18 protein-coding genes and 1 pseudogene are annotated in these 24905 nt (G+C 68.1%); 5 read left to right on the top strand and 14 right to left on the bottom strand.

Annotated elements, in window-relative coordinates; translation table 11 throughout:
• Positions 1-62 precede the first annotated feature (62 nt).
• The 3 genes and pseudogenes from ACZLZQ_RS01535 (at position 63) to ACZLZQ_RS01545 (ending at position 4418) form a co-directional block, all read left to right on the top strand.
• Positions 63-1202, top strand: coding sequence for an acyl-CoA dehydrogenase family protein (locus ACZLZQ_RS01535; RefSeq protein WP_472947801.1), 1140 nt, complete (start codon positions 63-65; stop codon positions 1200-1202).
• An 85-nt stretch (positions 1203-1287) separates the two neighbouring features.
• Positions 1288-2172, top strand: a pseudogene (gene mmsB, locus ACZLZQ_RS01540) (3-hydroxyisobutyrate dehydrogenase); the annotation flags it as partial.
• A 191-nt stretch (positions 2173-2363) separates the two neighbouring features.
• Entirely contained in the window at positions 2364-4418 is a 2055-nt protein-coding gene (locus ACZLZQ_RS01545) for an oxidoreductase (protein ID WP_472947803.1), read from the top strand.
• 39 nt (positions 4419-4457) lie between these two features.
• On the opposite strand, the gene ACZLZQ_RS01550 is transcribed toward ACZLZQ_RS01545, so the two are convergent.
• The 10 genes from ACZLZQ_RS01550 to ACZLZQ_RS01595 all read right to left on the bottom strand — a co-directional run bounded on the left by ACZLZQ_RS01550 (position 4458) and on the right by ACZLZQ_RS01595 (position 17676).
• Positions 4458-6962 (bottom strand): heavy metal translocating P-type ATPase, encoded by a 2505-nt coding sequence (locus tag ACZLZQ_RS01550; RefSeq protein ID WP_472947804.1) that lies wholly within the window; start codon positions 6960-6962, stop codon positions 4458-4460.
• A gap of 436 nt (positions 6963-7398) precedes the next feature.
• Complete coding sequence (gene rpe / locus ACZLZQ_RS01555; protein ID WP_472932304.1) at positions 7399-8079, bottom strand: ribulose-phosphate 3-epimerase; 681 nt, start codon at positions 8077-8079, stop codon at positions 7399-7401.
• A 38-nt stretch (positions 8080-8117) separates the two neighbouring features.
• Positions 8118-9062 carry a CbbX protein gene (gene cbbX, locus ACZLZQ_RS01560; RefSeq protein ID WP_472947805.1) on the bottom strand — a complete coding sequence of 315 codons (945 nt, stop codon included), beginning with the start codon at positions 9060-9062 and terminating at the stop codon, positions 8118-8120.
• A 182-nt stretch (positions 9063-9244) separates the two neighbouring features.
• Positions 9245-9667 (bottom strand): ribulose bisphosphate carboxylase small subunit, encoded by a 423-nt coding sequence (locus ACZLZQ_RS01565; RefSeq protein ID WP_472947806.1) that lies wholly within the window; start codon positions 9665-9667, stop codon positions 9245-9247.
• A gap of 132 nt (positions 9668-9799) precedes the next feature.
• Complete coding sequence (locus ACZLZQ_RS01570; protein WP_472932301.1) at positions 9800-11260, bottom strand: form I ribulose bisphosphate carboxylase large subunit; 1461 nt, start codon at positions 11258-11260, stop codon at positions 9800-9802.
• 139 nt (positions 11261-11399) lie between these two features.
• A complete protein-coding gene (fba, locus tag ACZLZQ_RS01575) occupies positions 11400-12482 on the bottom strand; it encodes a class II fructose-bisphosphate aldolase (RefSeq protein ID WP_472947807.1) in 1083 nt (360 codons plus the stop codon).
• Positions 12483-12493: 11 nt separating this feature from the next.
• Entirely contained in the window at positions 12494-13693 is a 1200-nt protein-coding gene (locus ACZLZQ_RS01580; RefSeq protein ID WP_472948425.1) for a phosphoglycerate kinase, read from the bottom strand.
• Between the two features lie 11 nt (positions 13694-13704).
• Positions 13705-15714 (bottom strand): transketolase, encoded by a 2010-nt coding sequence (tkt, locus tag ACZLZQ_RS01585; protein ID WP_472932299.1) that lies wholly within the window; start codon positions 15712-15714, stop codon positions 13705-13707.
• 16 nt (positions 15715-15730) lie between these two features.
• A complete protein-coding gene (locus tag ACZLZQ_RS01590; RefSeq protein WP_472947809.1) occupies positions 15731-16606 on the bottom strand; it encodes a phosphoribulokinase in 876 nt (291 codons plus the stop codon).
• A 35-nt stretch (positions 16607-16641) separates the two neighbouring features.
• The gene (locus ACZLZQ_RS01595; RefSeq protein WP_472947810.1) at positions 16642-17676 is read right to left on the bottom strand and encodes a class 1 fructose-bisphosphatase; all 1035 of its coding nucleotides are present in this window, start codon (positions 17674-17676) and stop codon (positions 16642-16644) included.
• Positions 17677-17805: 129 nt separating this feature from the next.
• Between ACZLZQ_RS01595 and ACZLZQ_RS01600 the strand changes: the two genes are divergently transcribed.
• The gene (locus tag ACZLZQ_RS01600; RefSeq protein WP_472947811.1) at positions 17806-18750 is read left to right on the top strand and encodes a LysR family transcriptional regulator; all 945 of its coding nucleotides are present in this window, start codon (positions 17806-17808) and stop codon (positions 18748-18750) included.
• 67 nt (positions 18751-18817) lie between these two features.
• On the opposite strand, the gene fni is transcribed toward ACZLZQ_RS01600, so the two are convergent.
• A complete protein-coding gene (gene fni, locus ACZLZQ_RS01605; RefSeq protein WP_472947812.1) occupies positions 18818-19879 on the bottom strand; it encodes a type 2 isopentenyl-diphosphate Delta-isomerase in 1062 nt (353 codons plus the stop codon).
• Between the two features lie 167 nt (positions 19880-20046).
• On the opposite strand from fni, the gene ACZLZQ_RS01610 reads away from it, so the two are divergent.
• Positions 20047-21000 carry a polyprenyl synthetase family protein gene (locus tag ACZLZQ_RS01610; protein WP_472947813.1) on the top strand — a complete coding sequence of 318 codons (954 nt, stop codon included), beginning with the start codon at positions 20047-20049 and terminating at the stop codon, positions 20998-21000.
• A 111-nt stretch (positions 21001-21111) separates the two neighbouring features.
• Here ACZLZQ_RS01610 and ACZLZQ_RS01615 read toward each other — a convergent pair whose 3' ends face one another.
• From ACZLZQ_RS01615 to crtY, 3 genes are read right to left on the bottom strand one after another with little or no spacing between them, the layout of a single operon-like run.
• On the bottom strand, positions 21112-22185 hold the full coding sequence (locus ACZLZQ_RS01615; RefSeq protein WP_472947814.1) for a phytoene/squalene synthase family protein: 1074 nt from the start codon (positions 22183-22185) through the stop codon (positions 21112-21114).
• Complete coding sequence (locus tag ACZLZQ_RS01620; RefSeq protein WP_472947815.1) at positions 22178-23680, bottom strand: phytoene desaturase; 1503 nt, start codon at positions 23678-23680, stop codon at positions 22178-22180. Before ACZLZQ_RS01620 ends, ACZLZQ_RS01615 begins: the two co-directional genes overlap by 8 nt.
• Entirely contained in the window at positions 23680-24861 is a 1182-nt protein-coding gene (gene crtY, locus ACZLZQ_RS01625; RefSeq protein WP_472947817.1) for a lycopene beta-cyclase CrtY, read from the bottom strand. The genes ACZLZQ_RS01620 and crtY overlap by 1 nt, the downstream gene beginning before the upstream one ends.
• Positions 24862-24905: the final 44 nt, after the last annotated feature.

A 24905-nucleotide genomic window follows, 5' to 3' on the forward strand; every position in this document is an offset into this window, starting at 1 on the left:
CGCCGCCGCGCTCGGCTACGCCTGTGGAAGAGATCGCCGTGCGGGCGACGGGAGGAAGGCTGATGGATTTTGCCCTGAGCACCGAGCAGGCCGCCATGTTCGACATGGCGCGCGCCTTCGCGGTGACGAAGATGGCCCCCTTCGCGCAGGACTGGGAGGATGCCAAGGCGCTCCCGCGTGACGTCCTGTCGGAGCTTGCCGAACTCGGCATGGCCGCGATCTGCGTTGGCGACGATTACGGCTCGGGCCTCGGCCGGCTGGATTCCGCTGTCATCTTCGAGGCGCTCGGCTATGGCGACCCCTCGGTCTCGGCCTTCCTGTCGATCCACAACCTCGTCGCCGGCATGATCGACCGCCACGGCAGCGCCGCGCAGCGCTCGCGCTTCCTGCCGGGCCTTGCCGCGATGCGCCAGATCGGCAGCTACTGCCTGACCGAGCCCGGCTCGGGCTCGGACGCGGCGGCGCTCCGCACCACCGCGCGGCGCGACGGCGATAACCTCGTCCTCGACGGCAGCAAGGCGTTCATCTCCGGCGCCGGCACCGCGGACGTCTATGTCGTGATGTGCCGCACCGGCGGGCCGGGGCCGAAAGGCATTTCCGCCGTCCTCGTCGAGAAGGACGCGCCCGGCCTCTCCTTCGGCGCTGAGGAGCGCAAGATGGGCTGGATCGCCCACCCGACCGCGGAGGTGCGTTTCGACGCCTGCCGGGTGCCGGCCGGAAACCTTCTCGGCACCGAGGGCGAGGGCTTCGTCTACGCCATGCAGGGCCTCGACGGTGGCCGCCTGAACATTTCCGCCTGCGCGCTCGGCGCGGCCCAGGCGACGCTCGACAAGTCCGTGCGCTACCTCAAGGAGCGCCAGGCCTTCGGCGGACCGCTCTCGGATCTGCAGGCGCTGCGCTTCCGCCTCGCCGACATGGAGACCGCGCTGCAGGCGTCGCGCGTCTTCCTGCGCCAGGCGGCCTGGAAGCTCGACACCGCAGCGGCGGATGCCACCACCTTCTGCGCCATGGCCAAACGCTTCGTCACCGACGCTGCCTTCGACGTCGCCAACCAGGCGCTGCAACTGCACGGCGGCTACGGCTACCTCACCGATTTCGGCATCGAGAAGACCGTGCGGGACCTGCGCGTCCACCAGATCCTCGAGGGCTCGAACGAGATCATGCGGCTGATCACCGCGCGGGCGCTGCTCGCCGAGGCGTGACAGCGGCCGCCAACCTTCTAAGCTCGCCCGAAGTACAAAGCGCGGCGGATCACAGGGCGCGGCAAGCCCCCGAGACCCTCCACAGACAGCATTCTCGAAAGGAACGGACATGAAGATCGGCTTTATCGGCCTCGGCAACATGGGCGCGCCGATGGCGGCGAACCTGGCAAAGGCCGGCCATGCCGTCACCGGCTATGACGCGGCGGGCGTCACCGTCGAGGGCGTATCGCCGGCCGGCTCGCTCGCCGACGCCGTGCGCGAGGCCGAGGCGATCGTCACCATGCTGCCGAACGGCGCGATCGTGCGCGCGGTGCATGCCGAGATCATCAACGCCGCCCGGCCGATGGCACTCCTCGTCGACTGCTCGACCATCGACGTCGAGAGCGCGCGCGCCGTCAACGATGCCGCGATGGAGGCTGACCTCATCGCCCTCGACGCCCCGGTCTCCGGCGGCACCGGCGGCGCGGCGGCGGGCACGCTGACCTTCATGGTCGGCGGCGCGGAAGGCGCCTTCGAGCTGGCGCGGCCGCTGTTCGAGATCATGGGCGCGAAGGCGGTGCATTGCGGCTCGGCCGGCGCCGGCCAGGCGGCAAAGATCTGCAACAACATGATCCTCGGCATCTCGATGATCGCGGTCTGCGAGGGTTTTCACCTCGCCGACCAGCTCGGCCTTTCCCGCCAGGCGCTGTTCGACGTCGCCTCGACCTCGTCGGGCGCCTGCTGGTCGCTCAACACCTATTGCCCCGCCCCCGGCGTCGGCCCGAAGAGCCCGGCCGACAACGGCTACCACCCGGGCTTTGCGACCGAGCTGATGCTGAAGGACCTGACGCTGGCGGCCACGGCGGCCAAGGCGACCGGTGCCCACACCGCGCTCGGCGAGCATGCGCGCGCCCTCTATGCCGCGTTCGATGCCGAGGGCGGCCGGGGCCGCGACTTCTCCGCCATGCTGGAGCATCTTTCGGCGACGTAACGCGCAGGACTGGCGGCCGGGCCCAGCGCGGGTTGCCGTGCGAGGCCGGACCCGGCGAAACCGGCCGCTTAAGCCCCTGCGGCCGGCGAAGGGAAGCGGGACGTCGCGATCAGGCCAGCTTCCGTCTCAGGCGGATCGACGGCTCCCGCGGCGAGGCGCATGATGGCGGCGTTCCAATCAAGCGGTGGGCCATGTCAGCGTCAGCGTCGAACGATCCCCTCCTGCAGCCCTACCAGCTCAGGCACCTGACCCTTCGCAACCGCATCATGTCGACGGCGCACGAGCCGGCCTATTCCGAAGACGGCATGCCGAAGGACCGCTACCGGCTCTACCACGTGGAGAAGGCCAAGGGCGGCATCGCCATGACGATGACGGCGGGCTCGGCGATCGTCTCGCCGGATTCGCCCGCCTCTTTCGGCAATCTCCATGCCTACAAGGACGAGATCGTGCCGCACATGAGGCGGCTCACCGACGAGTGCCACGAACACGGCACCGCGGTGATGATCCAGATCACCCATCTCGGCCGCCGCACCTCTTGGAACAAGGCCGACTGGCTGCCCGTCGTCTCCGCCTCGCCGGTGCGCGAGGCCGCCCACCGCGCCTTTCCGAAAGCCGCCGAGGACTGGGACCTCGAGCGCATCGCCAAGAACTATGGCGATGCCGCCGCGCGGATGAAGGAGGCCGGGCTCGATGGCGTCGAGATCGAGGCCTATGGCCACCTCCTCGACAGCTTCTGGTCGCCGGCCACCAACCAGCGCGAGGACGAGCACGGCGGCTCGCTCGACAACCGGCTGCGCTTCACCTGGATGATCGTCGACGCGGTGCGCGCCGCGGTCGGGCCGGACTTCATCGTCGGCACCCGCATGGTCGCCGACGAGGCCTGGGACATCGGCCTGTCGAAGCGCGAGGGCGTCGAGATCGCCCGGCGGCTGGTGGCCTCGGGCAAGATCGACTTCATCAACGTCATCCGCGGCCATCTCGACCACGACAAGGACCTCACCGACGTCATCCCCATCCAGGGCATGCCGGCCTCGCCGCATCTCGATTTCGCCGGCGAGGTGCGCGCCGCGACGAAGTATCCGGTGTTCCACGCCGCCCGCATCGCCGACGTCGCCACCGCCCGGCACGCCATCGCCGAGGGCAAGCTCGACATGGTCGGCATGACCCGCGCCCACATCGCCGACCCCCATATCGTCCGCAAGATCATGACGGGCCGCGAGCACGAGATCCGCCCTTGCGTCGGCGCGACCTACTGCCTCGACCGGATCTACGAGGGCGGCGGGGCGCTGTGCATCCACAATGCCGCAACCGGCCGCGAAGAGTTCATGCCGCAGCTGTTGAAGCGCTCCGAGACGCCCGGCAAGCGCGTGGTGGTGATCGGCGCGGGACCTGCGGGCCTCGAGGCCGCGCGCGTCGCCGCCGAGCGCGGCCACAGCGTCGTGGTGCTGGAGGCGAGCGGACAGGCCGGCGGACAGGTCGCGCTGGCCGCCCGGGTGCCGCGCCGGCGCGAGATGGCGGGGATCATCGACTGGCGCCTTGCCGAGCTCGAACGGCTCGGCGTCGAGGTCCGCTACAACGTCTATGCCGAGGGCGCCGATGTCACGGCCGAGAACCCGGACATGGTGTTCGTCGCCACCGGCGGCCTGCCGCAGAACCCGCCGCTGGACGAGGGCGACGATCTCGTGGTCTCCAGCTGGGACATCCTCGCCGGCACCGTGAAGCCGGAGGGCCCGGTGCTGTTCTACGACGACAATGGCGCCCACCAGGGCCTCAGCGCCGCCGAGATGATCGTGCGCGCCGGCGTCGCCCTCGAATTCGTCACCCCCGAGCGCAACTTCGCGCCCGATGTCGGCGGCATGAACCATGTGCCTTTCGCGAAAGCTTTCGCGGAGACCGGCACGCGCATCACCATTGCCAAGCGCCTCAAATCGGTGAAGCGCCGCGGCAACGGCCTCGTCGCCGTGCTCGACAGCGACTGGGCGCTTGGACATCCCGAGGAGCGCGAGGTGGCGCAGGTCGTGGTCGAGCACGGCACCTCGGCGATGGAGGAGCTCTACTTCGAGCTGAAGCCCACCTCCCGCAACCTCGGCGCCGTCGACTACGACGCGCTGATCGCCGGCCGCTGGCCGCTGCCGGACCGCAATCCGGCAGGCAGCTTCCACCTCGTGCGGATCGGCGACGCGGTGGAGTCGCGCAACATCCACGCCGCGATTTATGACGGCCTGCGCTACGCCATGCTGCTGTAGGCGGCATCGGGCTTTCTCGCAGCAGCAGAACGGACGCCGTTAAAGCTTCACCGTCCGCAGCCGCAAGGCGTTTCCTATGACTGATACGGAGGATAGGCTCATCGCCGCCGCCGCCAGCATCGGCGACAGCAGCCAGCCAAACAGCGGGTAGAGCACGCCCGCGGCGACCGGCACGCCGACGAGGTTGTAGGCGAAGGCGAAGAAGAGGTTCTGCCGGATGTTGGCGATCGTCGCCTCGGACAGGCGGCGGGCGCGCAGCAGGCCATCGAGATTACCCTTCACCAGCGTGATCCCGGCGCTCTCGATGGCGACGTCGGCGCCGGTGCCCATGGCGATGCCGACCTCGGCTGCAGCAAGCGCCGGCGCGTCGTTGACGCCGTCGCCGGCCACCGCCACCCGGCGCCCCTCGGCCTGCAGCCGGGCCACCAGCGCCTGCTTGTCCTCGGGCCGCAGGGCGGCATGCACGGCGGCGATGCCGAGTTGCCGGGCGACGTGCCGGGCGGGTCCCTCGGCGTCGCCGGTCGCCATGACCAGCTTCAGCCCCTCGGCCTGCAGCGCCCGGACGGCTTCGGCCGCGCCTGGCTTGATGGGATCGACGACCGCCACAAGGCCGATGACGGCGCGATCGACCGCGATGAATACCGCCGTTCGACCCAGACCTTCGAGCCCCATGGCCTTCTCGTTCAGCGCGGCAAAACCCGGCCCCGCGCAGTCCTCTATCAGCCTGCGGTTGCCGAGACATACCACCTTGCCGTCGATCCGGCCGCGAACGCCTTGGCCGGTCACGGCTTCGAAGTCCGCCGTCTCAGCCAGCGTCAGCCCCTTTTCGGCGGCACCGGCAAGGATCGCCTCGGCCAGCGGATGCTCCGAGCCGCGCTCGAGGCTGGCGGCCAGCCGCAGCAGCGCATCGCCCTTGCCGTCGAGCGCGACGACGTCGGTGAGCACCGGTCGCCCTTCGGTCAGCGTGCCCGTCTTGTCGATGATCAGCGTGTCGACGCCGGCAAAGCGCTCCAGCGCCTCGGCGCTTTTGACGAGGACGCCAGCCTGCGCGCCGCGGCCGGTGGCGGTCATGATCGACATCGGCGTCGCCAGCCCCAGCGCGCAGGGGCAGGCGATGATCAGCACCGACACGGCGGCGACCACAGCATGGGCGAGCGCCGGCGCAGGCCCGAGCAGCGCCCAGGCGGCAAAGGCGAGCACCGCCACCGCCACCACGGCCGGCACGAAGGCCCCGGCCACCCGGTCGGCAAGGCCCTGGATCGGCGCCCGCGAGCGCTGGGCAGTCGCGACCATGGCGACGATCCGCTGCAGAACCGTGTCCGAGCCGACGGCCTCGGCGGCCATTACGAAGCCGCCGGTGCGGTTCAGGGTACCCCCCGAAACCTTGTCGCCCACGGTTTTCTCGACCGGCAGCGGCTCACCGGTCAGCATGCTCTCGTCGACCGCCGAGCGGCCCTCGACCAGCACGCCGTCGACCGGCACGCTCTCGCCCGGCCGCACCCGCAGCCGGTCGCCCGTCACCACCGTCTCCAGCGCGACCTCCGCCTCACTGCCGTCCGCCGACAGCCGCCGCGCCGTCTTCGGCGCGAGGTCGAGCAGCGCCCGGATCGCCGATCCCGTGCGCTCGCGCGCCTTCAGCTCGAGAATCTGGCCGACGAAGACGAGCGCGACGATCACCGCCGCCGCCTCGAAGTAGACCGGCACCGTGCCGCCCATCATCTCACCCGCGGCCCCCTCGGCCATCGCCATCCCGCCTTGCCGGAAGGAGGCGGGAAACAGGCCGGGCAGGAAGGTCGCGACGACGGAGGTGAGGTAGGCCGCCCCGACGCCGAGGGCGATCAGCGTCCACATGTTGGGCGAGCGGTTGAGCAGCGACTGCCAACCGCGGCGGAAGAAGGGGAGCGCGGCCCACAGCACCACCGGCGTCGCCAGCGCGAACTCGGCCAGCACGGCGGCCCGCTCGCCGATCCAGCCGCGCACCGGCAAGCCGAGCATCGGCCCCATCGAGAGGACCAGCAGCGGCACGGCGCAGGCGACGCTGACCCAGAGCCGGCGGGTGAAGTCGACAAGTTCCGGGTTCGGCCCAGCGTCGGCGGCCGGCACGCCCATCGGCTCCAGCGCCATGCCGCATTTCGGACAATCGGCAAAATGGTCGCTGACCACCTCGGGATGCATCGGGCAAGTGTAAAGCGTGCCTTTCGGCACCGGTGGCGGTGCAGGGCGATCGCCGAGATAGGCTGACGGTTCGGCCTCGAACTTCTGCTGGCAGCCGGCGGAGCAGAAGTAGAACCTCTCACCCTCGTGCTTGGCCATGTGCGCGGCCGTCGCCCGGTCGACCGTCATGCCGCAGACCGGGTCGGTGGCGGAGAGATAGGCCTGTGGATCGGCCTCGAATTTCGTGCGGCAGCCGGCACAGCAGAAGTGAAACACCCGCCCTTCCCGCTCGGCCGTGGGCTTGCTCGCCGCGAGATCGACCAGCATGCCGCAGACGGGATCGCGGGTGACACCGGCATCGGTGGCATGGGGATGATGGTGGGCGTTCATGTGCGGCTCCCGAACTCAGACCCGAGAGATGGGGCTTCCAGCCACAGGAAGGTCAAGAGGTGTTAGAGAACCGCAGACCAACGGCCGGAATGGTCATCCGGACTTTCAAGGACGTCTCCCCGGCTTGCGGTCGTCATCCTCGGCCGCAGGCCGGGGACCCATGCCACCCAAGTGACGCGTCGGTCCGCTTCAGGGGGGAGGGAATGTCTCTCCACGCCGCGCTTGTTCGACGGCTTGGCATGGATCCCCAAGCTGCGCGCGAGATGACGATGGGTACGGTTTTGCGCTCCCGCCGCCCCCCCAAGGACGATGGTACTTCGATCAATGATTCCGCGGGGGAACGCCGCTGCCCTCCCCGCGTCATCCTCCCCAACCCAAAAAAGCCGCGCGGTCCATTCTCGGACGGCGCGGCAAAAGCGGTCCAACGGGGAGGACGTCAGGCCGCTTGGCGGGGAGCCCCGGCGATGCTCTCGCGGATCGCCTTCATGTTGGCCCCGTAATGCGCCGGCGTGCCGCCGCGGAAGATCGCAGATCCCGCAACGAGGACGTTGGCGCCCGCTTCCACCACCAGCGGCGCCGTCTCGGGCGTCACGCCGCCATCGATCTCGATGTGGATCGGCCGGTCGCCGATCATCGCCTTGACCCGCCGGACCTTGTCGACGACCGCGGGGATGAAGGCCTGGCCGCCGAAGCCGGGATTGACGGTCATCAGGAGCACGAGGTCGACGCGGTCGAGGACGTAGGCGATGACGCTTTCCGGCGTCGAGGGGTTCAGGGCGACGCCGGCCTTCTTGCCGAGCCCGCGGATCGCCTGCAGCGAGCGGTCGAGATGCCGTGTCGCCTCGGCATGCACGGTGATGAGGTCGGCCCCCGCTTCCGCGAAGGCCTCGAGGTAGAGGTCGGTCGGCTCGATCATCAGGTGGCAGTCGAACAGCTTGGCCGATGCCGGGCGGATCGCCTTCACGATGCCGGGGCCGAAAGTGATGTTCGGCACGAAATGGCCATCCATCACGTCGAGGTGGATCCAGTCGGCGCCGGCCTTGTCGACATCCGTCACCTCGGGCCCCAGGCGGGCAAAATCGGCCGAAAGGATCGACGGGGCAATGATGAGGTCCATGGAATTCCCTTCCCTTGTTCTGCTCTGGCCGGGACCGGCTACTGCGCCTCGGCGGTGGTCTGCCGGCGCGAGGCGTCGAAGACCCGGCTCACCGAAATGTCCACCGCCTCGATACACGACAATTGCGCCGCGTTGAGGGGGCCGGTCGCGCTTTCGAACAGCCGGTTCGCCTGGCGCAGCCGCGCCCGGTCCAGCGCGTTGCGGATTGAGCGGGCATTGGCGAAGTGCGGCTGCTGGCGGCGCTCGCCGATATAGCGCTCCAGCACCGCCTTTGCCTCCGGGCTCAGCGTGTAGTTCTGGCGCGACAGCATGCCCTCTGAAATCGTCAGCAGCTCGCCGTCGGAATAGTCGGGAAAGTCGATGTGGTGGGCGACGCGGGAGCGGAAACCCGGATTGCTCTCGAAGAACTTGTCCATCCGGTCGGCATAGCCGGCGAGGATCACCACCAGGTCGTCGCGCTGGTTCTCCATCACCTGCAAGAGGATCTCGATCGCCTCCTGGCCGTAGTCGCGCTCGTTGTCGGGCCGGTAGAGGTAGTAGGCCTCGTCGATGAACAGGACGCCGCCCATCGCCTTCTTTAGGATTTCCTTCGTCTTCGGCGCGGTGTGGCCGATGTACTGGCCGACCAGATCGTCGCGGGTGACGGAGACGAGATGGCCCTTGCGGATGTAGCCGAGCCGGTGGAGGAGGTTCGCCATCTTCATCGCCACCGTGGTCTTGCCGGTGCCGGGATTGCCGGTGAAGCTCATGTGCAGCGTCGGCGTATCGTGCGCGAGGCCCATCGCCTTGCGCGCCCGCTCCACCAACAGCAGCGCCGCCGTCTCCTTGATCCGCTGCTTCACCGGCTTCAGGCCGACCAGCGACTGGTCCAGCTCGTCCAGCACCTCGCCGACGCCCGCCTCCTCGTATTCGCGGCGGAGGTCGACGGTTTGCGGCGGGGACGCGGGTTCGGCGGTGATGGGTTCGGCAGTGGTCGTGCTCATGACGCGCTCCTTGGGATATCGTTCGAAGGGGGCGGCAGCTCGCCCCCCTCTGTCCTGCCGGACATCTCCCCCTCGAGGGGGGAGATCGGGCAGTTGCGGCGTCGGCGGTCAGCTGCTCTCCCCCCTAGAGGGGGAGATGGCCGGCAGGCCAGAGGGGGGCGCCATAGAGCGCCGCCCTTTGATTACGCCGGGTAGCGCTCGCTCTCCGGCAGGTCGACCGAATACCCTTCCGTCGAGTAGCGCAGCGTGCGCCCGCTCGCCTCCTGGCGGCGGAGGCGGAAGCCGGGCTCGGTGGCCGGGCGGTTGACGATGAAGGAGAGTTTCACCGACTCCCAGCCATGGGTGGAGTCGAAGGCCGAGACGCGAATGTAGCGGCCGCCGTAGACCTTGTGGCATTCGGCGAGCTCCATCATCACGCCGGCCGCGTCCGGCACGTCGAACATCGGGTGGCCCCACATGTCCCAATAGGTGTTGCGCGGGTGCGGGTCGTCGGTGAACTCGATGTTCACCGCCCAGCCATTGTCGATGCAGTACTGGATCTGCGCCGAGATCTGGGTGTCCGTGAGGTCGGGCAGGAAGGAGAAGGCGCCCTGGGTAATGCGCATGGCATGGTTCCTTTCGGCATGATGATTGGCGGTCGGCCGTCGCGGTGCGCGCGGCCACGGGACGTCTGGCGAGGTTCGGGCTTTGGCACCGGGCAGCAGGGCTGCCCGGCGCAAAACGGAGCCCGGCGGGGATCAGGCGGCAGCCGTCACCGCGACCTGGTAGTCCGGCGAGTCGGTCGAGGCGTAGTTGAAGGTGACGTCCTTCCAGGTATCCAGCGCCTGGCGCAGCGGGGTGCAGGTCTTGGCGGCGGTCGCCAGGATCTCCGGGCCCTCGTTGACGATGTCGCGCCCCTCGTTGCGGGCGAGCACCATGCATTCCAGCGCAACGCGGTTGGCCGTGGCGCCCGCGCCGATGCCCATCGGGTGGCCGATCGTGCCGCCGCCGAACTGCAGCACCGTGTCCTCGCCGAGGAGGTCGAGCAGCTGGTGCATCTGCCCGCAATGGATGCCGCCCGAGGCGACCGGCATCATCTTGTTGAGCGAGGCCCAGGGCTGGTCGAAGAAGATGCCGTTGGAAAGGTTCTGCGGCGTGAACTCGTCGCGGCAGAGGTCGTAGTAGCCCTTCGTCGTCGCGGGATCGCCTTCCAGCTTGCCGACCACCGTGCCGGCATGGATGTGGTCGACGCCGGCGAGCCGCGACCACTTGGCGATGCAGCGGAAGGAAACGCCGTGGGTCTTCTGGCGCGTGTAGGTCGAGTGGCCGGCACGGTGAAGGTGCAGGATCATGTTGTTGCGCCGCGCCCATTTCGCCATGGACTGCATCGCCGTCCAGCCGATGACGAGGTCGATCATGACGATGGTCGAGCCGAGTTCCTTGGCGAACTCGGCGCGCTCGTACATGTCCTCCATCGTCGCCGCGGTGACGTTGAGGTAGGTGCCCTTGATCTCGCCGGTGGCGGCCTGCGCCTTGTTGACCGCCTCCATGCAGTAGAGGAAGCGTTCGCGCCAATCCATGAAGGCCTGGCTGTTGATGTTCTCGTCATCCTTGGTGAAGTCGAGCCCGCCCTTCAGCGCCTCGTAGACGACGCGGCCATAGTTGCGGCCGGAGAGGCCGAGCTTCGGCTTGACCGTGGCGCCGAGCAGCGGCCGGCCGAACTTGTCCAGCCGCTCGCGCTCGACGACGATGCCGGTCGCGGGCCCCTGGAAGGTCTTCACGTAGGCGGTGGGCAGCCGCATGTCCTCGAGCCGCAGCGCCTTCAGCGGCTTGAAGCCGAAGACGTTGCCGATGACCGAGGCCGTGAGGTTGGCGATCGAGCCGTTCTCGAAGAGGTCGAGATCGTAGGCGATGTAGGCGAAGTAGCTGCCCTCGGCGTTCGGCACTGCGTCGACGCGGTAGGCCTTCGCGCGGTACTTCTCGGCCGCGGTCAGCCGGTCGGTCCAGACCACCGTCCAGGTCGCGGTCGAGGACTCGCCGGCGACGGCGGCGGCCGCCTCGATCGGGTCGACACCGTCCTGCGGGGTAATCCGGAAGCAGCAGATGACGTCCGTGTCCTTCGGGACGTAGTCGGGCTCCCAGTAGCCCATCTTCTTGTATTCCATGACGCCGGACTTGTAGCGGTCCTTGCCGGTAACGGTTTGCGACTTCTCTTGCATGGTCGTTTCCTCCAAATGCCCATTGCATAGACGTGACGGGTCGTTCCGCGGCGGGGCCGCGGTCGGGCTCGACGGGTGAAGCTGCGGCGTGCCGCAGGTAGGTTTCGGTTGTTCAGGCTGCGGCGGGCCGCAGATGCTCTCAGGCGGCCGCTTGCTGCAGCCCTGTCTGTGGATCCAGTTCGCCGCGCTGATAGCGTTTCGCCATCGCGTCGAGGCCGATGCAGCGGATCATCGATGCCTTGCCGGCGGTGCCGAACTGCTCGTTGCGGTCGGCGCAGAGCGCTTCGAGCGCGTCCATCGCCGGCTGCAGGAATTTTCGCGGGTCGAACTCCTGCGGCCGCTCCATTGCGATCTTCCGGAACTGCCCGGCCATGGCCATGCGGCAGTCGGTGTCGATGTTCACCTTGCGCACGCCGTGGCGGATGCCGCGGACGATCTCCTCGACCGGCACGCCCCAGGTCTGGGGCATCTCGCCGCCATAGCGGTTGATGACGTCCTGCAGCGCCTGCGGCACCGAGGAGGAGCCGTGCATCACGAGATGGGTGTTCGGCAGCTTGCGGTGGATCTCCTCGATGATCCCCATCGCCAGGATGTCGCCGTCCGGCTGGCGGGTAAACTTGTAGGCGCCGTGCGAGGTGCCCATGGCGATGGCGAGCGCGTCGACGCCGGTGCGGCGGACGAAGTCGACCGCCTGGTCGGGATCGGTCAGCAGCTGGTCGTGGCTCAGCACCCCTTCGGCGCCGTGTCCGTCCTCCGCCTCGCCTTGCCCGCTCTCCAGCGAGCCGAGCACGCCGAGCTCGCCCTCGACGGACGCGCCGACCCAGTGCGCCATCCGCGTCACCCGCTCGGTGATCGCGATATTGTAATCGTAGGAGGCGGGCGTCTTGGCGTCCGCCTCGAGCGATCCGTCCATCATCACCGAGGTGAAGCCGTGGCGGATCGCGGTGAGGCAGGTCGCCTCGTCATTGCCGTGGTCCTGGTGGATGCAGACCGGAATGGTCGGGTACATCTCCACCAGCGCGTCCATCATCTTGGACAGCATGATGTCGTTGGCATAGGCCCTGGCGCCCCGGGACACCTGGAGGATGACCGGGGCATCACACTTCGCCGCCGCCTTCATGATGGCGAGGCCCTGCTCCATGTTGTTAATGTTGAAGGCAGGAACGCCGTAGTCGTAGTCGGCGGCATGGTCGAGAAGCTGGCGAAGTGTGATCTTGGCCATCGGGGATACTCCTATGTCATGGTGGACTGGGTCTTCAGGATCTCGATCCCCGGCAGGTCGCGCCCCTCGAGCCATTCGAGGAAGGCCCCGCCCGCCGTGGACAGGTAGGTGAAGTCGTCGGCGACGCCGGCAGCGTTCAGCGCCGCCACCGTGTCGCCGCCGCCGGCGACCGTGATCAGCCGGCCGGCCTTGGTGAGCTTGCCCGCCGTCTGCGCCACCGCATTGGTGGCGGCGTTGAACGGCTCGATCTCGAAGGCGCCGAGCGGTCCGTTCCACAGAAGCGTGGCGCAGGTCTCGAGCGCCGCGTTGATCGCGGCAACGGTCTTCGGCCCGACGTCGAGCGCCATGGCGTCCGACGGGATGGCGGAGATGGCGACCGACTCGTTCGCGGCATTCGCCTTGAACTCGCGGGCGACGACGACATCGACCGGCAGATGCAGCGTGCACCCCGCGCCTTCCGCCATCGCCATCACCTTCTTGGCCGTCTCCATGGCGTCCGGCTCGTACAGCGACTTGCCGACATCGTGGCCCTGCGCAGCAAGGAAAGTGTTCGCCATGCCGCCGCCGATGACGAGGTGGTCCATCTTCGGCACCAGGAACTCCAAGACGCCGATCTTCGAGGACACCTTCGCCCCGCCGACGAGCGCGGCCACCGGCCGCTTCGGCGTGTCGAGCGCGGCCTCCAGCGCCTTCACCTCGGCCATGAGAGAAGGCCCGGCATAGGCCGGCAGGATCGTCGCCAGTTCGTAGGTCGAGGCATGCGCCCGGTGGGCGCAGGAGAAGGCGTCGTTGACGTAGATGTCGCCGAGCGCCGAGAGGCGCAGCGCGAAGGTCTTGTCGTTGGCTTCCTCTTCGGCGTGGAAACGCAGGTTCTCGAGGACGGCGACCTCGCCGTCCTTCAGCGCGCCGGCGACCTTCTCGGCCTCGATGCCGACGCAGTCCGCCGCGAATTGTACCGGCCGCCCGAGGATCTCGCCGAGCTTCTCGGCCACTGGCCGCAGCGAGAAGTGCGGGTTCACCTCGCCTTTTGGCCGGCCGAGATGGCTGAGCACGACCACCCGCGCGCCGCGGTTGGCGAGGTCCGTCACCGTCGGGGCGAAGCGCTCGAGGCGGGTCGCATCGGTGATGACGCCGTCCTGCATCGGCACGTTCACGTCGGCGCGGATCAGCACCGTCTTGCCGGCGACGTCGACGCCCTCGCTCGGGCGCAGCTGTCCGCCGCTCAAGCCACCAGCTCCTTGCCGGCGGCAAGGATCGCCTCGGCGGTGATGCCGAAGTGCTCGTAGAGGAGCGGTGCCGGACCCGAAGCGCCGAAGGAGTTCATGCCGATGAAGCGGCCGTTATCGCCAATCCAGCGGTCCCAGCCGAAGCGGGCGGCCGCCTCGACGCCGATGCGCGGCGCGGTGCCGAGCACGGAAGCGCGGTAGGCCGCGTCCTGCTCGAGGAAGAGCTCCCAGGACGGCATGGAGACGACGGCGACGCGGATGCCCTCGGCCTTCAGCTTCTCGGCGCCGGCAATCGCCAGCTCGACCTCCGAACCGGTGGCGAGAATTGTCAGCTGGCGCTCGCCGCCCTCCGCTTCGCGCAGGACATAGGCGCCCTTGGCGGTGCGGTTCTCGGCGACGTCGCCGCCGCGCAGCGTCGGCAGGTTCTGGCGCGACAGCGACAGTACCGACGGGCGCTTGGTCTCGGTCATCGCGATTTCCCAGGCTTCCGCGGTCTCGATCGCATCCGCCGGGCGGAAGACGAGGAGGTTCGGCGTCGCCCGGAGCATGGCGAGGTGCTCGATCGGCTGATGCGTCGGGCCGTCTTCGCCAAGGCCGATAGAGTCATGCGTCAGGACGTAGATGACGCGCAGTCCCATCAGGGCGGAGAGCCGGATCGCGCCGCGGGCATAGTCGGAGAAGACCAGGAAGGTGCCGCCATAGGGGATGAAGCCGCCGTGCAGCGCGAGACCGTTCATCGCCGCGGCCATGCCGTGCTCGCGGATGCCGTAGTGGATGTAGCGGCCGGAATAGTCGCCGGGGGTGACCGAGGTCATGCCCTTGGTGAGGGTAAACACCGAATGCGTCAGGTCGGCCGAGCCGCCGATGGTGATGTCGGTGGCGTCGTTGATGACCTGCAGCGTCGCCTCGGACGACTTGCGGGTCGCGATCTTCGGCTGCTCGGTCGAGAGCTTCTCGCGGAAGGCCTGCATGGTCTCGGCAAAATCGTGCGGCAGCGTCGTCGCGGCGTGGCGGCGGAACTCTTCCGCGCGGTTCGAGCCTTCGACGCGCTTCTCCCAGTCAGCGCGGGCCTCGGCGCCCTTTTCGCCGACCTTGCGCCAGCCCTTGACCACGGCCTCCGGCAGGACGAAGGGCTCGGACTCCCAGATCAGCGCCTTGCGCGCCCCGGCGATCTCCTCGGCGCCGAGCGGCGCGCCGTGGGTCTTCTCGGTGCCTTGCAGCTTCGGCGCGCCGTAGCCGATGATGGTGCGGCAGGCGATCAGCGCCGGCTTGTCGGAGTTGCGGGCGGTGGCGATGGCGTCGCGGATGGCATCGTCATCGAGCCCGTCGATCGAGACGGCGGTCCAGCCAGCGGCCTCGAAGCGCTTGATCTGGTCCATCGAGGTCGACAGCGAGGTGCGCCCGTCGATCGAGATGTTGTTGTCGTCCCAAAGCACGATCAGCTTGTTCAGCTTCAGGTGCCCGGCGAGATCGATCGCCTCGTGGCTGATGCCCTCCTGAAGGCAGCCATCCCCGCAGATGACATAGGTGTGGTGGTCGACCATTGCGTCGCCGAAGCGGGCATTGGCGAGCCGCTCGGCCAGCGCCATGCCGACGGCGGTGGCCAGACCCTGGCCGAGCGGGCCGGTGGTAGTCTCGATGCCCAGCGCATGGCCGTATTCCGGATGGCCCGCGGTGCGCGAGCCGATCTGGCGAAAACTCTTCAACTGGTCGATGTCCATGTCGGAATAGCCGAGCAGATGATGGACGGCATAGAGCAGCATCGAGCCGTGGCCGGCCGACAGGATGAAGCGGTCGCGGTCGGGCCAGGTCGGGTTCGAGGGATCGATCTTGACGAAGTCGCGGAACAGCACCGAGGCGACGTCGGCCATGCCCATCGGCATGCCGGGATGGCCGGAATTGGCCTTTTGGACGGCGTCCATCGTCAAAGCGCGGATGGCGTTCGCCATGTCGCGGGCGTCCTGGTCGACGGTCTTCGGATCGGGCTTGGCTGAGGTGGTGGACATCGGTCTCTTTCGGGTCTCAGGCCGCGCGGCGCTTGCGCTCGATGAGCTGCAGGATGAGCGGCGTCAGGATCAGTTGCATGGCGAGGTCGAGCTTGTTGCCCGGGGCCACGATGGAGTTCGCTCTCGACATGAACGAGTTCGGAATCATCGAGAGCAGGTACGGAAAGTCGATACCCCGCGGACGGGCAAAGCGGATCACGATCATTGATTCGTCGGCGGTGGGGATCCACCGGGCGATGAACGGATCCGATGTATCGACGATCGGCACGCGTTGGAAGTTGATGTCCGTCAGCGCGAACTGCGGACAGATGTATTTGATGTAGTCCGGCATGCGGCGCAGGATCACGTCCATGACCGCCTCGGTGGAGTAGCCGCGCGACGCCTTGTCCCGGTGAATCTTCTGGATCCATTCGAGGTTGATGACCGGCACGACGCCGATCTTCAGATCGACATGGGCGGCAAGGTCCACCGTGCCGGTCCGCACGCAGCCGTGCAGGCCCTCGTAGAACAGGAGGTCGCTCTCGTCCGAGAACGCCGACCAGTCGGTGAACGTCCCCGGCGCGCAGCCGTAGACCTTGGCCTCCGCGTCGTCGTGGATGTAGCGGCGCGTCTCGCCCCGGCCCTTGCGGCCGTATTCCGCGAACACTTCCTGAAGCTTTTCCAGGATGTTGGCCTCGGGGCCGAAATGCGAGAAGTGCCGGTTCTCCTTGGCGTCTTCCTCGGCGATCTTCTCCTTCATCGCCTGGCGGTCGTAGCGGTGGAAGGCATCGCCCTCGATGTAGACGGCGTTGACGATCTCGCGCCGAAAAATCTGGTCGAAGGTATTCTTGACCGATGTCGTGCCCGCGCCGGACGAGCCGGTGATCGCGATGATCGGGTGCTTTGCGGACATGCTCGGTTCCTCCCAGAAGCCGTCGACGTCGAATGTTAGGCCCTGAACAGGCTCCGCTTGCCGAACAGCGGCGATCGCTCGCCAATGCCCGAGGGATCCGTCAGGTAGCGGGTGACACGGGCGACCTCGCGCTTGGAGCCGCAGACCAGCGGCGTGCGCACGTGCAAGCTCTCTGGCACGATGTCGAGGATGCGGGTGACGCCGTCGGTCGCGCTGCCGCCGGCATTCTCCATGCAGAAGGCGATCGGGTTGGCTTCGTAGCAAAGCCGCAGGCGGCCCTTGGCGTAGCCCTTCCGGCCGTCGCCCGGGTAGAGGAAGATGCCGCCGCGGATCAGGATGCGGTAGCAGTCGGCAACCATCGAGGCGATCCAGCGCATATTGAAGTCGCGCTCGCGCGGTCCCTCGGCGCCGGCCAGGCAATCGTCGATGTAGAGCCGCATCGCCTCGTCCCAGTGACGGTAGTTGGAGGCGTTGATGGCGAACTCGTGCGCCCGGTCGGCGACCTCGACGGAGGCCTTCAACTCGACGAAGCCGCCGAAGGACGGCGAGAAGGTGAAGATGTGCGTGCCGTTGCCGACGCTCATTACGAGAAGAAGCTGCGGTCCGTAGATGAAGAAGCCGGCGCCCAGCTGCTTCGTGCCCGGCTGGCAGAAGACGGACGCGGCATCCATTCCCTCGGCTGGCAGAATGGAAAAGATCGTGCCGATCGAGACGTTGGTCTCGATGTTCGACGAGCCGTCCAGCGGATCGATCGCGAGCGCCAGCGCGCCGCCCTCGGCGAGCCGAACCGGCTCCTCCTGCTCCTCCGAACCGTAGAAGGCGATGCCGGAGGCGGTGGCGGCCTCGAGGAACACCTTGTCGGCGACGACGTCGAGTTCCTTCTGGATGTCGCCGCCGGCATTGGCGACGTCGCGGGACTGGCCAAAATGGTCGCCGCTACCACCGGCGATGATGGTGTTGCGGACCTTGATGGCGGCCCCGGCGAGATGACGGAGGGTTTCGGCGACTTTCAGCCGAAGCGGATCGGTCCCGGCATATGAGCCGAGATGCGCGTCTAGCGACGATGCCATGCATTTCTCCCTGTCGGTTCGGGGCTCTTCGTCCCCGTTCACCGATTACCCTCAGACTATGGCCGGCGCGATGCCGTTAGTAAAATTTATTCTATTTACACTCGCAGTCAGTTTTATTATGCATGGGAAATGCGCACCCTCACCCTTCGCCAGCTTCGCTCGGTCCAGGCCATCTACCAGCACGGCACGATCGCCGCCGCTGCCCGGAAGCTCGGCCTCACCGCTCCCGCCATCACGCTGCAGATCAAGCAGGTCGAGGAGGACCTCGGCGTCGCCCTGTTCGACCGGACCAGCGACGGCATGCAGCTGCGCGAGGCCGGACGGGCGGCCCTGCGCGCGGCCAACGCGATCGAGACCGTGCTGCAGACGCTGCAGGACGACATCGACGCGATCAAGGGCCTGCGGCACGGCTCGATCCGACTCGGGGTCGTGTCGACGGCGAAGTATTTCGCGCCCCGGATGATCGCGGGCTTTGCCCGGGATTTCCCGGCGATCGAGATCAAGCTGCTCGTCGGCAACCGCGAGGAGATCGTCGAGAAGCTGCGCAACTACCAGCTCGACATCGCCTTGATGGGCCGGCCGCCGCGCGAGTTCCAGGTGTCCGCAAGCGCCTTCGGCGACCATCCATTGGTGATGATCTCGGCGCCCGACCATCCGCTGGTGACGGCGCGCGCCATCGATAAGCCGCGTCTTCTGGAGGAGACGATCATCATCCGCGAGCCGGGCTCGGGCACCCGCTCCTCGCTCGAGCGCTTCTTCGCCGGCATTCCCGACGCGCTCGAGAACAAGGTCGTGGAGATGGGCTCCAACGAGACGATCAAGCAGGCGGTGATGGCAGGGCTCGGCATCGCCTTCATCTCCGCTCACACCATCGAGTTCGAGGTCGAGATGCACCGGCTGGCGGTGCTCGACGTCGCCGACATGCCGATCCGGCGGCAATGGTTCGCGGTCTCGCGCAGCGACCACGCCTCGGCTCCGGCCGAACGCGCCTTCACCGATTTCCTTACCCAGCGCGGCGCCCAGTTCCTGCCGCTGCTGGCACGGCTCTATCCCGACGGCCAGGCGATCGATTGACGCGCGCGGACTTTGCCAGGGCTCATGCAATCGAAAGAATGCAGCAGAGATGCTCTATCGCTGAAGTCTAGAGCAGCGGCGCACGCCGGAGGGCGGCGAGATCGGCCGAGCCGGTGCAGAAGCAGGCGATCCGCAGCTGGTCGATGACCTCCGAGAAATGCGCCACCACCGCCTCCGTCGAGACGTCGGCGCTGGCAAGGCTCGCCGCCGCCTGTCCGGCGATGTCGGCGCCGAGCCGGATCGCCTTGGCCGCATCGAGCCCCGAGCGGACCCCGCCGGAGCCGACCAGCACGACATCCGGGCAAGCCGCGCGCACCCCGGCGATCGCCTCCGCCGTCGGGATACCCCAGTCGGCGAACATCAGCGCCGTGCGGCGTTCCGAAAGGCTCGCCGCACGCTCCGCCTCCACCGCCGCCCAACTGGTGCCGCCGGCGCCGGCGACGTCGATGACCGCGACGCCGGCCTCGACCAGCCGCCGCGCAACCGAGGCGGACAGGCCGGCGCCGACCTCCTTGACCACTACCGGCACGCCAAGGCTCCGGACGAGATCACCGATCGCGACGAGGACGCCACGCCAGTCCCGGTCGCCGCCGGTCTGCACCGCCTCCTGCAGCGGGTTGAGGTGGACGATCAGCGCATCCGCCTCGATCATCGCCACCGCCCGACACGCCACGTCGAGCCCGCCCTCGAGGAGCTGCGCGGCGCCGATATTGGCGAGCAGAACGACGTCCGGCGCCAGCGCACGGAGCGATCGGTCGAGGCCTCCGAAAGCGGCGCCCTCGAGGGCGATGCGCTGCGAACCGACGCCCAAGGCGATGCCGAGCGCTTGCGCCGCTTCCGCCAGATGCGCATTGATCCGCGCCGCCCGCGCCGGCCCACCGGTCATCGACGAGATTAGGAGCGGCGCCGCGAGCGGCTTGCCGAGGAAGCGCGAGGAGAGATCGATCCCGCCGAGATCGAGCTCCGGCAAGGCGCAGTGCTCGAATCGGATGGCGTCGAACCCGGCATCGGCATGCCGCGCCGCGAGCCGGGGCGTCAACACGATGTCGAGATGGTCGCTCTTGCGGGCGCCGATATCGTCCGCCTTGCCGGTCTCGCTCTGGCTGGTCAACGCCCTGCAATCCTTCATCTCTCGGGGCGCACGGCCGGCGCTGGCGGCGCTTTGCCCGCTCTCGCGGCGGGGTAAAACCCATCTGCCCACAGTTTCGGCACTTGGCACCGCGGCTGCAAGGGTCAAGTATAGGTGGTAACTGGTAAAAAGGCCCAGATGAGACAGAGCGAAGCGAGAAGTCGGCAATGAATGTGGATGCGACGACGGGCCTGACGCTCTACCGCCGTCAGATCGACCTGCGCCTTGCCGCCCTGCTGCCGCCCGTGCTGCCCGGCCACTCCGCGCTCGACGCGGCGATGCGTGACGGCGTGCTAGCGCCCGGAAAGCGGCTGCGGCCGCTGATGACGGTGCTGACGGCCGAGGATCTTGGCGGCAACGCCCTTTCGGCGATCGATGCCGGCTGCGCGGTCGAGCTGGTCCACGCGGCGTCGCTGGTGCTCGACGACCTGCCGTGCATGGACAACGCCAAGCTGCGGCGCGGCCTGCCGGCCGTTCATGTCGGACATGGCGAGGACATCGCGGTTCTCGTCTCGATCTCGGCGGTGAGCCTTGCCTACCAGCTGATCTCGGAAATCTCCGACATTCCCGCCGCCGGACGGCTCGACGCGATCTCGATCCTGGCGAAGGCGGTGGGTGTCGCTGGCCTCGTCGGCGGCCAGTTCGACGACCTTCGCCGCGGAAAGACGCGGCGCGCGGTGGCCGAAATCCAGGCGGCCAACGGGTTGAAGACCGGCGCGCTGTTTTCGGCGGCCGTCGAGATCGGCGGCGTCATCGCCGGGGCGGATGCGGCGACCCGCGCAAGACTGCGCAGCTTCGCCGAGGAACTCGGCCACGCCTTCCAGCTGCTCGACGACTTTCTCGACCTGGCGGCGAACCCTGGCCTCACCGGCAAGGACATCGGCAAGGACGAGGGCAAGTCGACCATCCTGTCGATCATCGGCCGCGACTCCGCCCGCCGCCGCATCGACCGGCATATCGAGACGGCGCAGCAGGCCCTGGACGAGATCTTCGGCACCGGCAGCCGGCTGCACGGACTGGTGTCGGCGATCGTCGAACAGGCCTTGCCGAGCCCGCTTGCCGCCGCCTTCAGCAATGATGACATGCCGGGCGGACTGGGCCAGGAAATTGGGGTGCGTTAGGCTTCTACCGCCGGCCTTCTCTCATCCCTATCAGCCTTCCGACCTTCATCGGCATGCAAGCATCCATCCGGGCGAGCCGTGTGGCATTCCACTAAACGTTTGCTCGACGCCTCAGTCGATGTGACGCCACAGCCCATCCGGCCGCGGGGACGGATGCGGCTTGCGCGGGCCAAAGGCCACCGCTGCCGCCTTCGCGACATGGCCGAGCTTGTCGGCCTTCGAGGTGGAAACCCGGGCATCCCAAGCGCGCGGCCCCAGTGCCACCACCCGCAGCCCGATCTCGCGGTACACCCCGAGCGCCGTCGCCACGGCCCAGGCCGACCGGCGCGGCAAGGCGTCGACGCCGATCCGCGCCGAGGCGTAATAAGGCTCGGCCATCGCCACCAGCCGCGCGGCGAGGACTGCGACATCCCCGCGTCGCTCGGGCCGGGCGATGTCGGCCGCATCAAGCCCGACTTCCGCCAGCCATGTTGCCGGCAAGTAGACGCGGCCGACGCGCGCATCCGGCACGATGTCGCGGGCGATGTTGGTGAGTTGGAATGCAAGGCCGAGATCGGCCGCGTGCTGCAGCGTGCCCGCCTCGCGGGCGCCCATGACCATCGACATCATCTCGCCGACGACACCGGCCACATGGTGGCAGTAGTCGAGGAGGTCCTCGCTCGTCCGGTACTGCCGCTCGTCGACGTCCATCCGGAAGCCGCCGAGATGATCGAGCGCAAGGCCGAGCGGCAGGCCGTGCCGGCGCGCCACCAGTTGCAAGGCGCGGAACGCTGGGTCGGACACCGGCTCGTCGGCGAAGGCGGCGCGGGTCATCGCCTCCAGCCCGGCGATCCGCTGGGCAGGCGAGGTCGCGGCCACGGCGTCGCGTGCGAAGCCAAGGTCCTGGTCATCCACCACGTCATCGCAGTGCCGGCACCAGGCATAGAGCAGCATGGCGCCTTGCCGCGTGACCGGGTCGAAAAGTTTTGCCGCCGCGGCGAAGCTTTGCGATCCCCGTGCGATGGTCGCCGCCGCCATCTCGGCGATGGCCGCTTCGTCCACCGCTGCCAGAGCCGCTGGCACCGTCGCCTGGCTGCCGCCCCGCACCCGTCCGCCGGTCGCTTCCGCTTTGCCGCCCGCCCTGTTCACCGGGCCGGGGGTGCCGACCAGCCTTTCGTCCGCCGCTCCGGCAACGCGTTCAGACACGCCCGGCATCCGCGATCATCAGTCCTGCGGTCGCCTTGGCGGAGCCGACGACGCCCGGAACGCCGGCGCCCGGATGCGTGCCGGCGCCGACGATGTAGAGGTTCGAAATGACATCGTCGCGGTTGTGCGGCCGGAACCAGGCGCTCTGCGTCAGCACCGGATCGAGCGAGAAGGCCGAGCCGACATGCGCGTTCAGCTCGTCGCGGAAGTCGAGCGGCGTGAAGATGCGGGAGGTCACGAGATCCTCCTTCAGGCCCGGCATGTAGTGCTTCTCAAGATAGTCGAAGATCTGGTCGCGGTAGCGCGGCCCCTCAACTTCCCAGTCGATCTCGGAATTGCCGAGATGCGGCACCGGCGACAGCACGTAGAAGCTGCCCGCCCCCTCCGGCGCCAGCGACGGATCGGTGGCGCAAGGGTTGTGAAGGTAGAGCGAGAAGTCCGCCGGCAGCTCGGCCCCGTTGAAAATCTCGCCGATCAGCTCGCGGTAGCGCGCGCCGAAGCAGACGGTGTGGTGCTGAATGTCCGGCCGATGCTTCTTCAGCCCGAAATAGATGACAAAGAGCGACATCGAGAACTTCTTGCGCTTCAGGCTCTTGGCCGCCGCCTCGCCGCGCGGCGTGCCTGCCAGAAGCGTCGCATAGGTGTGGACGACGTCGGCATTGGAGGCGACGAGATCGGCGTCGAAGCGCCGGCCGTCCTTCAGCACGACGGCTGTTGCCCGCTTGTCCGTCAACTCGATCCTCTCGGCCTCGGCCGAGAGATGCACGGTGCCGCCGATGTCCTCGAACAACTGCACCATGCCACGCACCAGCGCCCCAGTGCCGCCGCGCGGGAACCAGACGCCCCATTGCCGCTCCAGCGCGTGGATCAGCGCGTAGATCGAGGACGTCGCGAAAGGATTGCCGCCGACGAGGAGCGAATGGAAGGAGAACGCCTGCCGCAGCTGCTCGTCTTGGATGTAGTCGGCGACTTTGGCATAGACGCTCTTCCACGCCTGCAGCTTGGCGAGCGCCGGTCCGGCCTTGATCATGTCCTTGAAGTTCAGGAATGGCACGGTACCGAGCTTCAGGTACCCCTCCTCGAACACCGCCTTGGAGTAGGCGAGGAAGTTCCGGTAGCCCTCCAGATCGGCCGGGTTCTTTGCGGCGATCTGGCGGTCGAGCTCGGCCTGGTCGTTGACATAGTCGAAGGCGTAGCCGTCTTCCCAGCACAACCGGTAGAACGGGCTGACCGGCAACAGCTCGACGTAGTCGGCGAGCTTGCGGCCCGCGACCTCGAACAGTTCCTCCAGTGCCGAGGGATCGGTGATGACCGTCGGCCCGGCATCGAAGGTAAAGCCCTGATCCTCGTAGACATAGGCCCGGCCGCCGGGCTTGTCGCGCTTCTCGACGAGCGTCGTGGCGATGCCGGCGGCTTGCAGCCGGATCGCGAGGGCAAGGCCGCCGAAGCCGGAGCCAACGACGACGGCGGTCCTGGGCGAGAGTTTCTGCAGCATCAGGCGCGCGCCTTCTTCGTATGGGAGGGTTGCGCGAGTACGCGCATGGCATTGCCGAAAGGCACCGGCGGCTTGCCGGTGAGGATGCGGGCCCAGTCGAGCGGATTGAGCTTGCCGGCATAAAAGCGCGCCACCAAGGGCGTCGGCAGCCGGTAGAAATGCTGCAGGATGCGGTAGCGCTCGCCCGGCAGGCCGGCAAGGAAGAGGAAGCGGTTCAGCATCCGGAAGAAGCCACGAGCCTTCCACGCTTTCAGCGAATGCGCCCGCGTCGCAGCGTAGACCGCCCCTGCCGAAAAGTCCTGGAGCGCAGCGATGCGATCGGCGAGGCGAGCTGCATCTGGCAGCGAATAGCCGGTCGTCGGGTGGAAGAGCGCCGCGGCAAGGCCTGTCGACGCGACGCCCGCCTTGTCGTCCCAGAACGCGTCGATGTCGCCGCCGAGCGCGATCGGCAGCACGCCCGCCTCCTCGCGCAGCACCGTCTTGGCCGTCCAGCCCTGGCGGGCGAGATAGCTGGCGATCTCCGCCCGCAGGCGCTCGGGTTCGAGCGCCGGACCGTCGGCATAGTAGGTGTCCTCGACCAGCAGCGTCTTCGGGCCGAAAGGCAGAGTGTAGACGAAGCGGTAGCCGTCCTGCTGCGGAATGGTCGCGTCCATGATGATCGGCCGCTGTAGCCCGTGTGGCGCTGTCAGCTCGATCTCCTGCCCGAGGAATTTCTGGAAACCGAGGGTCAGGTGCCGGCTCGGCGCCGTGCCGCGCCCGTCGACGACGCAGCCAGCCTCGATCCGCTCGCCGCTGGCCAGCGTTACGGCGGTGGCACTGACAGCCGCGACCTTCGCCTCACAGCGGATGGCGGGTCCGAGCGCCTGGGCGAGGACTTCAGCGAAGCGCTCCGACGTCACGCTGCGGTAACCGGTGGCAAGAGCGCGCGCGCGCTCGGGGAAGCGGACGGAATAGCCGGGCCAGCGGTGGACGATGAAGGGTTCGAGCCAGGCCTGCTGGTCGGCGGTGAGGTCGCCGTCGTGCAGCGACCAGGTATGGTTGCCACCGACCGTCTCGCCGGCCTCCAGCAGCAGGAGCGTGAGATCAGGGCGCAGCTTCGCAAGGCGATAGGCGATCAGCCCATTCGCCAGCCCACCGCCGACGAACACGATGTCGACTCCGTCCCGATCCTGCCTTGCCACTCTGTCTCCCCGGCGAAACCGCTCACCTGCCTCGAACTAGCCGC

Source organism: Mesocryomonas lacus, from assembly GCF_055730105.2.

Bases quoted from the DNA above. Each gene is read 5' to 3' on its own strand.
- ACZLZQ_RS01590 (WP_472947809.1), bottom strand. From the start codon at position 16,606: ATGTCCGCAAAGCACCCGATCATCGCGATCACCGGCTCGTCCGGCGCG.
- ACZLZQ_RS01545 (WP_472947803.1), top strand. From the start codon at position 2,364: ATGTCAGCGTCAGCGTCGAACGATCCCCTCCTGCAGCCCTACCAGCTC.
- fba (WP_472947807.1), bottom strand. From the start codon at position 12,482: ATGGCCAAGATCACACTTCGCCAGCTTCTCGACCATGCCGCCGACTAC.
- ACZLZQ_RS01620 (WP_472947815.1), bottom strand. From the start codon at position 23,680: ATGCTGCAGAAACTCTCGCCCAGGACCGCCGTCGTCGTTGGCTCCGGC.
- ACZLZQ_RS01600 (WP_472947811.1), top strand. From the start codon at position 17,806: ATGCGCACCCTCACCCTTCGCCAGCTTCGCTCGGTCCAGGCCATCTAC.
- ACZLZQ_RS01565 (WP_472947806.1), bottom strand. From the start codon at position 9,667: ATGCGCATTACCCAGGGCGCCTTCTCCTTCCTGCCCGACCTCACGGAC.
- cbbX (WP_472947805.1), bottom strand. From the start codon at position 9,062: ATGAGCACGACCACTGCCGAACCCATCACCGCCGAACCCGCGTCCCCG.
- fni (WP_472947812.1), bottom strand. From the start codon at position 19,879: ATGAAGGATTGCAGGGCGTTGACCAGCCAGAGCGAGACCGGCAAGGCG.
- ACZLZQ_RS01570 (WP_472932301.1), bottom strand. From the start codon at position 11,260: ATGCAAGAGAAGTCGCAAACCGTTACCGGCAAGGACCGCTACAAGTCC.
- ACZLZQ_RS01595 (WP_472947810.1), bottom strand. From the start codon at position 17,676: ATGGCATCGTCGCTAGACGCGCATCTCGGCTCATATGCCGGGACCGAT.
- rpe (WP_472932304.1), bottom strand. From the start codon at position 8,079: ATGGACCTCATCATTGCCCCGTCGATCCTTTCGGCCGATTTTGCCCGC.
- ACZLZQ_RS01535 (WP_472947801.1), top strand. From the start codon at position 63: ATGGATTTTGCCCTGAGCACCGAGCAGGCCGCCATGTTCGACATGGCG.
- tkt (WP_472932299.1), bottom strand. From the start codon at position 15,714: ATGTCCACCACCTCAGCCAAGCCCGATCCGAAGACCGTCGACCAGGAC.
- ACZLZQ_RS01550 (WP_472947804.1), bottom strand. From the start codon at position 6,962: ATGAACGCCCACCATCATCCCCATGCCACCGATGCCGGTGTCACCCGC.
- ACZLZQ_RS01610 (WP_472947813.1), top strand. From the start codon at position 20,047: ATGAATGTGGATGCGACGACGGGCCTGACGCTCTACCGCCGTCAGATC.